General features: G+C 73.1%; 3 protein-coding genes and 1 pseudogene. 1 reads left to right on the plus strand and 3 read right to left on the minus strand.

Translation table 11 applies throughout. The features are described 5' to 3' along the window. Positions 1 to 196, minus strand: a pseudogene (locus H5J30_RS36895) (D-alanyl-D-alanine carboxypeptidase/D-alanyl-D-alanine endopeptidase); the annotation flags it as partial. 194 nt (positions 197 to 390) lie between these two features. On the opposite strand from H5J30_RS36895, the gene H5J30_RS21320 reads away from it, so the two are divergent. Continuing rightward, positions 391 to 885, plus strand: coding sequence for an inorganic diphosphatase (locus tag H5J30_RS21320; protein ID WP_018835994.1), 495 nt, complete (start codon positions 391 to 393; stop codon positions 883 to 885). An 89-nt stretch (positions 886 to 974) separates the two neighbouring features. Here the strand turns inward: H5J30_RS21320 and H5J30_RS21325 are convergent, their stop codons facing one another. Together H5J30_RS21325 and H5J30_RS21330 are read right to left on the minus strand one after the other, a co-directional pair. Then, a complete protein-coding gene (locus H5J30_RS21325; RefSeq protein WP_181789000.1) occupies positions 975 to 2,630 on the minus strand; it encodes a threonine/serine exporter family protein in 1,656 nt (551 codons plus the stop codon). 226 nt (positions 2,631 to 2,856) lie between these two features. Further along, positions 2,857 to 3,696 (minus strand): ABC transporter permease, encoded by an 840-nt coding sequence (locus H5J30_RS21330; RefSeq protein ID WP_181789001.1) that lies wholly within the window; start codon positions 3,694 to 3,696, stop codon positions 2,857 to 2,859. Positions 3,697 to 3,833: the final 137 nt, after the last annotated feature.

Below are 3,833 nucleotides of genomic sequence, written 5' to 3' on the forward strand. Positions count from 1 at the left end.
GCAGGCCGTCGCCGGGGGCGCCTTTGCCCGGTACGCCGTCGGAGGAGCCGTGATCCGCGTCACCTGTACGGCCCTGGGCGGCGTCCGCGCGCGCGGCCGTCTCCTTCTCCGCCGTACGCTGACCCGAGTCCCAGGGCCCCGCCACGGCGATCAAGCCGCCGGCGAGGACCCCGCCCAGCGCGCCGGACGCGGCCACCAGCCGCACGGTACGACGGGTGTGCAGGGGCTGTGCTTCCCACCGCCGGGTCCAGTGCCGTGCCCAGCGGGCGGCCTTCCGCCGTGCCACCGCGACCCCGACCCTCACCAGGGACCAGCCCCTTTCGCCACCACCCCGCTGCGTGGGGGACACTTAATCATCTGAACCATGCTGATCTTGAAGGAGAGCCACCCGTGGAGTTCGACGTCACCATCGAGATCCCGAAGGGTTCGCGGAACAAGTACGAAGTGGATCACGAGACGGGCCGGATCCGCCTGGACCGGCGGCTCTTCACCTCGACCAGCTACCCCGCAGACTACGGCTTCATCGAAGGCACGCTCGGCGAGGACGGCGACCCGCTCGACGCGCTGGTCCTTCTGGACGAGCCGACGTTCCCCGGATGCCTCATCGCGTGCCGCACGATCGGCATGTTCCGCATGACCGACGAGGCCGGCGGCGACGACAAGGTGCTGTGCGTCCCGGCGCACGACCCGCGGGTGGAGCACCTGCGGGACATCCACCACGTGTCGGAGTTCGACCGGCTGGAGATCCAGCACTTCTTCGAGGTGTACAAGGACCTGGAGCCCGGCAAGTCCGTGGAAGGCGCCAGTTGGGTGGGCCGGCAGGACGCGGAGGCCGAGATCGAGGCGTCCAAGAAGCGCCTGGAGGCCGCGGGCGGCCACCACTGACGTAGCCGCACGGCCCCCCGTCGGCAGGCGGCAGCCCAGTCGGCATGCGGCAGTCGGCAATAGGTCCAGTAGGCAGTCGGGGACGGCCCCTAGAAGCCGCGGGTGCGCTTCGCGCCGCGGCGGGCGGGGGTCGTCTTCTCGCCCGGCCGCTTCATGAACAGCCGGGCCATCTCGCCGCCCAGGTTCACCCCGATCGCGATCGCCAGCGCCAGTGCGGCGGCGGTCAGCAGCGAGCGGGCGCCGGCGTTCAGCTCGTCCTGGGCGAAGCCCAGGAGGCCGAAGTACGTGGCGCTGCCCGGCAGCAGTGGGCCGATGGCGGCCGTGACGTACGGCAGCGCGGAGATGAACCGGTAGCGAGAGAAGAGCTGGCCGAAGAGCCCGACGAGCCCGGCGGCCAGCGCGGTGGCCAGCACCGGCGACTTGTTCGCCTGGTGGGCGATGACGGCGTAGATCAGCCAGGCGACGCCTCCGTTGAGGGTCACGGCGATCACGGTGGAACGCTCCTGCTGGAGCAGGACCGCGAAGGCCAGCGTCAGCAGCATCGCGGCCAGCAGGGAGACCACCGGCCTCTCCTGGCGGTGCAGCGCGGCGTCCGGGCTCAGTTCGGCGCCGAGTTGCACGCCCACGTAGAGCATGATCAGCACCCCGACGACGATGCCGACGACGAGGTAGAGCACTTCGAGCAGGCGCGCCGAGGCGGTGATGTAGTAGCCGGTCAGCCCGTCCTGGACGGCGGCGACCAGGGCGCGTCCGGGGATCAGCGCGAAGAGCCCGCCGGTGATGACGGCGGAGGACTGGGCGTCGACGTCGGCGATGTTGAGCGTGACGCCGACCGCCGCGGGGGCCATGGCCGCGGCCACGAACTGGTAGAACTCCGGCAGCCCGCGCCCCGCCGCCAGCCATGCGAGCCGGTCGCCGAGCATCGCGCCGATCGCCGCCGCGCAGAACACCAGCGGCCCGCCGCCCACCAGTGTCGCCGCCGCGCCCGACAGGCCGCCGCTGGCGAGGGTGAGCGCCCACTTGGAGTACGGGTGCCGGTTGCGGCGGATCTCGGCGAGGCCGCGGTACGCCTCCTCCAGGCTGACGGCGGCGGCCTCGTCCACGATGGCGTCGACGAGGCGGTAGACGGCGGCGAGCCGGTTGTAGTCGGTGCCGCGGCGGCGCACCGTGCGGCTGAGCGTCACCGGGTCGTCGACCAGGGACGGCTGGTACGTGACCGTCAGGAGGGTGAACGTGACGGTCGGCTCGCAGCGGTCCAGGCCGAAGGCGTGGGCGATGGCGAACATCGCGGCCTCGACGTCCTCCGCGCCCTCGCCGCCGGCGAGCAGCAGTTCGCCGATGCGCAGGGTGAGGTCGAGCACGCGCGGCACCGGCAGCGCGGTCTCCTCGGTGGGCGACAGCGCCCGTTCGGGCGTGGGGCGTTCCGTCATGGGCGTACGGAGCATGACACGCATCCGGTCCTGCCACGGCGTGGATCGCGACAGCGGTCCGGTGGCGGGCGCGGGCGGGGGCCCGACCCCGGCGGCGGCCGCGGGGCCGCCGCGCGGGGGCCGGAAGCCGGAGCCGGCGCTCTGGTCCTCGGGGGCGTGTTCGCCGATGCCCACGGGGCGTGCGAACTCCGAGGTCGTCTGCCCGTCTTCGGGCGCCGGGGGGAGAGGCACGCCGAAGGGCGGCGTGAAGGCGCTGTGCGCCTCGTCGGAGTGCGGCTTGTCTTCGCCGTTATCCGGTTCGGGCTCCTGACCCACTGGACCATCACCCCCCGCGGACGTGCCGAAAGGTTTACGCCCGCGAGCATAAGTCGGGCGCATGAAGAACGCCCCCGGGGGGTCGGAAGGGTACGGAGGCACGGCGGCACATCAGATCAAGTCGTACAAACGGGGCGCCACTGGCGCGCAGCGGGGGCGCCACCCGCGTCGAGAGCGCCGTCGCCCACGCCCGCGGGCGACGCCCGTCACCTGTCTGTACGCGCCCTCAGCGCCCCAGACGCCGGTACCGGCGCACCGCCAGCGGGAAGAACACCGCGAGCAGCACCAGCGGCCACACGACCGCCAGCAGCACCGGATGCTGAGCCGCCCACGAGTCGCCGGTCCAGCCGGGGTTGCCGAACAGCTCGCGGATCGCGCCCGCCGTCGCCGACATCGGGTTCCACTCCGCGACGGCGCCCAGCCAGCCCGGCATCGTCTCCGGCGAGGTGAACGCGCTGGACAGGAACGCCACCGGCCACACCAGGATCTGCACCGCCTGCACCATCTCCGGCTTGCCCGCCACCAGGCCGAGGAAGATCCCGGCCCACAGCATCGCGAACCGCAGGAGCAGCAGCAGCCCGAACGCGGCCAGCGCCTCCGCCCACGTACCGTGCCAGCGCCAGCCGACCGCGAGCCCGGCGCCGGCCATCGCGACGAGCCCGGCGGCCGACTCGGCCATGTCGGTGAGCGACCGGCCGACGAGGACCGCGGACGGGGCCATGGGCATGGTCCGGAAGCGGTCGACGACGCCCTTGCCGAGGTCGGAGGTGAGGGAGACCATCGTGGCCTCCAGGCCGAAGGACATCGCGAGCGCGAGCATGCCGGGCACCAGGTACTCGCGGTAGCTGCCGCCGCCGCTCACAGCCATGCCGCCGCCGAGCAGGTAGGTGAAGACCACCAGCATCATCACCGGGAAGACGAGGCTCACCACGGCCTGGCCGGGCCGGCGGGCCCAGTGCGCGAAGCCGCGGCCGGTCATCGTCAGCCCGTCGGCCACGGCCCACTTCAGCCGGGCGCCCGCGGTGCGGGCGGGCGGGGGCGGTGCGGCGACGGTGGTGGCGGTCATCGGGCGCTCCCTTCCGCTACGGCGCGCGCCCGGCCGGCGGCGCCGTCGTCTTCCCGGTCCTGCTCCGGGTCCTCCTGCTGCTTGCGGCCGGTGAGGTGGAGGAACACCTCGTCCAGCGTCGGGCGGCGCAGGGAGAC

Source organism: Streptomyces phytophilus (assembly GCF_013870535.1).
GTDB classification, from domain to species: Bacteria; Actinomycetota; Actinomycetes; order Streptomycetales; family Streptomycetaceae; genus Streptomyces; species Streptomyces phytophilus.

Excerpts from the sequence above, each read along its gene's own strand:
- H5J30_RS21330 (WP_181789001.1), bottom strand. The coding sequence starts at position 3,696 with ATGACCGCCACCACCGTCGCCGCACCGCCCCCGCCCGCCCGCACCGCG.